8 protein-coding genes are annotated in these 6,026 nt (G+C 70.0%); 1 reads left to right on the top strand and 7 read right to left on the bottom strand.

All coding sequences use genetic code 11. The features are described from left to right. On the bottom strand, positions 1 to 508 hold a 508-nt coding region (locus tag JMF90_RS20210), incomplete at its 3' end, for a glycosyltransferase family 2 protein (protein WP_201325356.1). Between the two features lie 137 nt (positions 509 to 645). Further along, on the bottom strand, positions 646 to 819 hold the full coding sequence (locus tag JMF90_RS20205; protein ID WP_154585706.1) for a hypothetical protein: 174 nt from the start codon (positions 817 to 819) through the stop codon (positions 646 to 648). On the opposite strand from JMF90_RS20205, the gene JMF90_RS20200 reads away from it, so the two are divergent. Next, a complete protein-coding gene (locus JMF90_RS20200) occupies positions 818 to 1,192 on the top strand; it encodes a phage protein NinX family protein (RefSeq protein ID WP_011548036.1) in 375 nt (124 codons plus the stop codon). The two genes, JMF90_RS20205 and JMF90_RS20200, sit on opposite strands and share 2 nt — an antisense overlap. 21 nt (positions 1,193 to 1,213) lie before the next feature. On the opposite strand, the gene JMF90_RS20195 is transcribed toward JMF90_RS20200, so the two are convergent. The 5 genes from JMF90_RS20195 to JMF90_RS20175 all read right to left on the bottom strand — a co-directional run. Further along, a complete protein-coding gene (locus tag JMF90_RS20195) occupies positions 1,214 to 2,200 on the bottom strand; it encodes an ABC transporter substrate-binding protein (RefSeq protein ID WP_011548035.1) in 987 nt (328 codons plus the stop codon). Positions 2,201 to 2,428: 228 nt separating this feature from the next. Then, positions 2,429 to 2,860 carry a DUF1090 family protein gene (locus tag JMF90_RS20190; protein ID WP_011548034.1) on the bottom strand — a complete coding sequence of 144 codons (432 nt, stop codon included), beginning with the start codon at positions 2,858 to 2,860 and terminating at the stop codon, positions 2,429 to 2,431. A 163-nt stretch (positions 2,861 to 3,023) separates the two neighbouring features. After that, a complete protein-coding gene (locus JMF90_RS20185) occupies positions 3,024 to 4,208 on the bottom strand; it encodes a LysR family transcriptional regulator (protein ID WP_011548033.1) in 1,185 nt (394 codons plus the stop codon). Between the two features lie 61 nt (positions 4,209 to 4,269). Then, on the bottom strand, positions 4,270 to 4,992 hold the full coding sequence (locus JMF90_RS20180) for an aspartate/glutamate racemase family protein (protein ID WP_011548032.1): 723 nt from the start codon (positions 4,990 to 4,992) through the stop codon (positions 4,270 to 4,272). Between the two features lie 23 nt (positions 4,993 to 5,015). Beyond that, on the bottom strand, positions 5,016 to 6,026 hold a 1,011-nt coding region (locus JMF90_RS20175; RefSeq protein ID WP_201325355.1), incomplete at its 5' end, for a cytosine permease.

The raw sequence follows: 6,026 nt of genomic DNA, 5'->3' as shown, positions 1-6,026 counted from the left end.
GGCGATCCATCAGCCGGAAATCGCCGACGTTCTCCGGCATCTCGACCTCGGAGAGCTGGTTGTGCACGCGGTAGTAGAGCGCGGCGGCCACGCGCTGCATCAGCGGATCGCACCGGCGGTCGGTGCGCTTCGCGGCGACGACCTCGGCGCCCGCGTGCCAGCGTTCGAGCATCGCGGGGATCAGGGCCGGCGGGTCCTGCAGGTCGGCGTCGATCAGGATCACGGCCGCGCCGGCCGCTTCGTCGATGCCGGCCGTGAGCGCGGCTTCCTTGCCGAAGCGCCGCGTGAGATCGACGATGCGCACGCGCGGATCAGCGACCGCGATGTCGATCAGCTTGTCGAGCGTGCCGTCGCGGCTGCCGTCGTTCACGCAAACGATTTCGAAGCGCGCGGTGCCGATCGCTTCCAGTATCGGAACGGTGGTCGCGAAGAACGCATCGATCGCTTCTGCTTCGTCGTGAAACGGCACGACGAGCGATACCAACGGCTTCAGGGTGTGCCTGGACATACGTCCCCCGTGAGATCCGGTCTGCGCCGCATCGTCTGGTCCTGTCGTCGCCGGGTGTGCGAAAACGGGTCCGGATCGGCGCGTATGTTGTGTTTGTAATGGCCTCGGCGGCGTGCCGCGAGCCGGGCGGCGAGCCGTCAGATCATTCTACGCACGAATGACACGCAGGTGACAGCGCGCGCGGGTTTGTTCGGGGGCGGGTTTCCGCGATGCAGCGGCTCGCCGGGGAGCGCTGCGGCGCCGGTTACGCGTGCATCCGCAACGGTTAGCATGTCGTCGGTAATGACGATGACGATGACGGAGACGGTCATGCAAGTCCAGGATCTGACAGGCGCGCGGCTGGATTACTGGGTCGCGATCGTGGAAGGCCACGAGGCGCCGCGTGCCGACGCGTCCGGATGCACGTCGATTCGCGCGGCGGGCGGCGTGCCGACGCCGTTCGCGCCGTCGTCGTCCTGGGCGGACGGCGGCCCGATCGTCGAGCGGCTGCCGTTCGCCGCGTTCGAGCGCGACGGCGGGCGGGGCGCCTGGCGTGCGGTGCTGCACCGCGCCGTACCGGCCGCGGGCGAGCGCTGCACGTTCAACCAGGCGGGGCCGACGTTGCTGGTCGCCGCGATGCGCACGCTCGTCGCGTCGACCTTTGGCGACGACGTGCCGGATCTCGATATGGCGCGGCCGCGCTGAACGCGCCCCGCCTGGTCCCGCTCAGGCCGACACGTTCCGGATGGCGATCGACGCGACGTCGACGCGGCGCGGCAGGATCGCATCCGCGGCCGCGCGATCGGCGACACGCTGCAGCACGTCGATGTCGGCGCCGCTGAGGCTGCGCTGCGCGAGCGCGGCCCGGCGCGCGATGTCGGTGGCCGCGTCGGGCGGCAGGCGCGTGAGCGACGCATAGACGCTCGCGTAGTCGGCCGGGTGCGCGAGCGCCCATTGACCGGCGCGGGCGAGCCGCGCGAGCACGTCCGCGAGCGCCGCGCGCTTGCCGCGATCGTCGAGCGTTTCGACCGGCGACGTCAGGAACGCAAGCCCCGAATTGATGCCGCTGCCGTCGCGGACGATGCGCGCACCGCGTCGCACCGCATGCCCGTAGTACGGATCGAACGTGGCCCAGATGCCGATCCGCTTCGCCTCGAATGCGGCGAACGCGTCGACCGGCAGCACGAAGCGCACGTCGACGTCGCGCGGGGCGAGCCCGTGTTCGCGCAGCGCGCCGTACAACTGGTACTGCGAGATGCTGCCGCGCGCCGACGACACGACGACGGTTTGTCCTTTCAGGTCGGCCACCGTGCGGACCGGCGAGTCCGGCTGCACGACGATGCCGAGCGACGCCGGCGAGCCGACGCGCGTCGCGACGATCCGCAACGACGGATCGCCGAGCGCGGCCGTCAGCACGGGCAGGTCGCCGGCCGGTGCGAGATCGATCGCGCCCGCGCGCTGCGCTTCGAACAGCGGCGCGGCGCCCTGGAAGTTGGCCCAGCGGAACCGGTACGGCGCGCCGTCGAACACGTGCGCCGCTTCGGCCAGCGCCCGCAGGCCGCCGGCCTGGTCGCCGAGGACGAGCGTGACGCCCGACAGGTCGGTGCCGGCCGCGCGGGCGGGCAGTGCGAGGCCGCCGGCGAGCGGCGCGGCGGCGAGCGCGGCAAGGCGCTGCAGCGCGCGGCGGCGCGCGGGGGCGGAAGAGTGGGTCATCGGCGGCGTGTCCTCGGTGATCCGCGCGGGCCGCGCGGCTGCCGGGCAGATTACGGAATCGGTTTCCGGCCGGCAAACATCGAATCCTGAAATGCATATTCGCGCGGCGGCCGCCGGCGTGGCCGGTGTCGACCCCTCGGGGCGGTCGTGTCGCTGTCGGGGCTGCTCGCACTCGCACTCGAGCGGCACGCGCGACGCGGCCCGTCGCATCAACCGTTGTTCAATCCGTCAGCCTTTAAGCGCATCGCGATCGACCTGCGCGTCGTGCAGGTCGCGCGTGGCGTCGCGCAGCTTCGCCTGCTTGTCGGCGAGCTTGCGTTGCGCGTTGCTCAGCTTCCTTGCATCGCCTAGCGTTTCGGCTTCGTGGACGCGCGCCTGTGCGTGGCGGACTTCGTCTTCCGCGTGGCGCACGTCGCGCGCCTTGTCGGCGAGCTTGCGTTCGGCGCGTGCGAGCTGGCCGGCATCCGTGCAGTTCGCCTGGATTCGTTCGAGCGCGGCTTGCTGGCGCAGCGCCTGCTGCGTGTTGCCGAACCGTTTCGCGTTGTCGATCTGCGTGTGCAGCGCGCGGATGCGCGTTGCGCAGTCCTGAGTGCCGGCGAATGCGCCGGTACTCGCGAATAGCGCGACCGGGATGGCCAGCGCGATGAGTGTGTGTTTCATGCGATTTCCTCGATTCGATCAAGCGGCCACGGGCGGTCGCGATACGACGCCCGGCGGCACGGGTTCGAGGCGTCATTCTGACGAGTCGGTGCGACGCGGGTAAATAGGACCGGTCTGACATGCAGCGGCCGACAGGATCATTCCGGCCCGGGTGCGGCGCCGGTCAGTGCGATTTCGTCGCGCCGCGATGGATGCGTGCCGCCTGCGCGACGCGCGCCGGATGCGACGCATGGCAATGGGTGGCCGGTCTGCGGCGCGTGCGCCGGGTGGGCTCGGGCGGATCGGTGCCCAGCACCGCGGTGTTCGTTGCGTCCGCATCGGCCCCGGAAGCGGCAACGGCAGCGACCGCCGCGACCGCCGGCAACCTTGCCTCGGCGTCGAGCCATGCGCGCGTCGCCTCGGCGATCAGTCCGCGCAGCCACCGACCGCCTTCCGCGCACGATCCCGATTCGTTCCACGTTATCCGGTACGCGATGTCCGGCGGCTCGACCGGCAGCGCGACTGCGGCGAGCGGCAGCAGCTTCGCATAGTGCCGCGCGAGCCGGTACGTGGTGGTGAGGATCAGGTCGGTGCGCACCAGCGCATGCGCGGCGAGCTCGAAGTGCGGCAGCGTGACGACGATGCGCCGTTGCAGACCCACGCGTTCGAGTTGCCGGTCGATCGCGCCGGACGCTTCGAGCCACGACGGCGTCGGGCACAGCTGCGGCGCCGCCGCGAACCTGGCGGCCGTCATCGCGTCGCGCCGCGCGAGCGGGTGCGTCGCGCGCATCAGGCATACGACGCGGTCGTCGAACAGGTCGTCCTGGCGGAAGCGCGACCGGCGCACGGGCCGGTTGTCGATCACGACGTCGAGCTCGCCGTCGGCCAGCGCGCGCTCGTCGTCGAACCCGTCGCCGAGCGGATGGAACACCAGTTGCGCGTGCGGCGCACGCTCGCGAAACAGCGCGACGAGCTTCGGCACGAACAGGACATTCAGGTAGTCGGGGCAGCCGATCCGGTAGGTGCGCACCGACGTGCGCGCGTCGAACGTCGGCTGCTGGATGCGGATGAAGTCGATCACGCGCAGCGCGTTGCGCAGCGGCTCGATCAACCGCGCGCCGAACTCGGTCGGCACCATCCCGTAGCGGCTGCGTACGAGCAGCGGATCGCCGAGCAGCGTGCGCAGGCGCTTGAGCGCGGCGCTCGTCGCCGGCTGCGACATGTTCAGGCGCACGGCCGCACGCGACACGGTGCGCTCGGTCAGCAGCACGAGCAGGATGCGCATCAGCCGTGCATCGAGCACGTCGAGCGCGCCCGCGGCATCGAACGTGCCGCGGGGCAGGGCGGTCGGATCTAGCGGGGCCCGCATGGCGATACGCGTCCCGACGATACGAGGCGGCCGCGCGATGCGGCAGCCGGCCGGCGGCCCGTCATTTTGCGAACGGCCAGCCGACGATCCGCTTCGGGCGCGGCGGCGCGTACGTGCGGACCTTCGACGTCTTCAGCTTCAGGCGCACCAGCGATTCGGCGAGCACGACCGCGGCCGATACGCCGTCGACGACCGGCACGCCCGTGCATTCCTCGATCTGCCGGTCGAGGCCGGCCATCCCGCCGCAGCCGAGGCAGATCACTTCCGCGTGATCGTCCTTCACCGCGCGCTGCGCCTGGCCCACGATCGATTCGATCGCGCGGGCCGGATTCTCCTCGAGTTCGAGCACCGCGAGGCCGCTCGCACGCACCGACGCACAGCGCGCATCGAGCCCGGCGAGCTTCAGGCGATCCTCGATCAGCGGCACCGTGCGGTCGAGCGTCGTGACGACCGAGTAGCGATGGCCGAGTAGCATCGCGACGCTCGCGGCCGCTTCGGTGATGTCGACGACGGGCACCGTCAGCAGTTCCTGCAGCCCTTCGCGGCCATGCTCGCCATAGCCGGCCTGGATCACCGCATCGTACGGTTCGTCGTAGTTCAGCACGCGGTCCATCACGGCGATCGCGGCGAGGTAGCTCTCGAAGTTGCCTTCGACCGACTCCGCGCCGAAGCGCGGCGTCAGCCCGACGATCTCCGTGCCCGGCGATGCGGCGGCCTGCGCCTGCGCGGCGATCGCGTCGGTGATCGACTCGGTCGTGTTGACGTTGACTACCAGGATCCTCATCGGCGACTCCGTATGCGTGTGTGTCAGTGTTGTGCGCAGGGGACCGCGATGTGCTCGCCCGAGCGCGCTTCGTAGATCCGTTTGCGATCGGCCAGCAGCCAGTACACGCTGCCCGCGATCGCTGCGCCGAGCAGCCACGAGAACGGCGTCATCGCGCTGAAGGCCGGCACGACGGCGAGCGTGATCGAGATCAGCGCGGACGGCACGAGTGCCGCGAGCGCCTTGCGGTTCACGCCGCGCGTGTAGAAGTAGGCGCCGCTCGGCGCTTCGGTGTAGAGATCGGGCACGTTCACGCGCTGCTTGCGCACGAGCCAGTAGTCGACCGTGATGATCCCGTACAGCGGGCCGAGCAGCGCGCCGAGGCCGGACAGGAAATAGACGATCACGATCGGGCTGTTGTACAGGTTCCACGGCAGGATCAGCACGGCGATCGTCGCGCTGATCAGGCCCGCGCGGCGGAACGACAGGCGATGCGGCGCGAGGCTCGTCAGCACGAAGGCCGGCGCGACGAAGTTCGCCATGATGTTCACGGCCACCGTCACGATCAGGAAGGCGAGGCAGCCGAGCACGAGGAACAGCTTGTTCGGCACCGTCGCGATGATTTCCGTCGGGCTGTGGATGATGTGGCCGTTCAGTTTGAACTGCGCGCCGGCAAGCACGAAGCTGATCGTCGCGAATACGAGGATGTTGACCGGCAGCCCCCAGAAGTTGCCGACGCGCACCGTCTTCGGGCTCGGCGACGAGCGGGCGAAATCGCAGAAGTTGAGCACCAGCGTGCCGTAGATCGCGAGCCACAGCGAGCCGCCCGCGAAGATTTCCGTCCACATCTTCAGGCCGCTCATCGGTTTGCCGATCGACATCGCGAGGTGGCCGCCGGTGCGGCTGAACATCCATGCGGCGAGCGACAGCGTCGTGACGAGGATCACCGGGCCGGCGAGCCCCTCGTACTTGCGGACCATTTCCATCCCGTACGTGAGGATGCCGATCTGCACCAGCCAGATCGCGACGAACGTGATCCAGCCGAGCGTCGACAG

This window comes from Burkholderia sp. E168m23, from assembly GCF_016586125.1.
GTDB classification, from domain to species: Bacteria; Pseudomonadota; Gammaproteobacteria; order Burkholderiales; family Burkholderiaceae; genus Burkholderia; species Burkholderia orbicola.
This window is presented reverse-complemented; position numbering and strand designations above follow the sequence as displayed.

What these genes read in the sequence shown, in the direction of transcription:
- JMF90_RS20200 (WP_011548036.1), top strand. Translation starts at nt 818, where the DNA reads ATGCAAGTCCAGGATCTGACAGGCGCGCGGCTGGATTACTGGGTCGCG.
- JMF90_RS20205 (WP_154585706.1), bottom strand. Translation starts at nt 819, where the DNA reads ATGACCGTCTCCGTCATCGTCATCGTCATTACCGACGACATGCTAACC.
- JMF90_RS20195 (WP_011548035.1), bottom strand. Translation starts at nt 2,200, where the DNA reads ATGACCCACTCTTCCGCCCCCGCGCGCCGCCGCGCGCTGCAGCGCCTT.
- JMF90_RS20190 (WP_011548034.1), bottom strand. Translation starts at nt 2,860, where the DNA reads ATGAAACACACACTCATCGCGCTGGCCATCCCGGTCGCGCTATTCGCG.
- JMF90_RS20185 (WP_011548033.1), bottom strand. Translation starts at nt 4,208, where the DNA reads ATGCGGGCCCCGCTAGATCCGACCGCCCTGCCCCGCGGCACGTTCGAT.
- JMF90_RS20180 (WP_011548032.1), bottom strand. Translation starts at nt 4,992, where the DNA reads ATGAGGATCCTGGTAGTCAACGTCAACACGACCGAGTCGATCACCGAC.